General features: G+C 34.5%; 1 protein-coding gene. It reads right to left on the minus strand.

Annotation, left to right across the window (positions count from 1 at the left end; all coding sequences use genetic code 11):
* Positions 1–255, minus strand: a 255-nt coding sequence (locus ACYQ4S_RS12945) for a hypothetical protein (RefSeq protein ID WP_459771593.1), incomplete at both ends; no start/stop codon positions are given.

A 255-nucleotide genomic window follows, 5' to 3' on the forward strand; every position in this document is an offset into this window, starting at 1 on the left:
GTATTTTATCTTGCCAGTTTATTGAGGATAGTTGTAAATCTCTTATGTCACTAACCCTAAGACCGTATACACTAGCGAACATCATCATTAAATAAATGGTCTTTCCCCATTTAGTATCACGATCTACACTGTTCAATACAGAATGAATTTCTTGTGGTGTATAGGTAGAGGGAAGACGATTATGTTTTGGGGTCTTAATATTCTTAAGAATTAATAGAGGTTCAATGGAAAGTTGTTTGTAAATGATCGGGCATG

The sequence above is a fragment of the Alkalibacterium sp. s-m-28 genome (assembly GCF_054658175.1).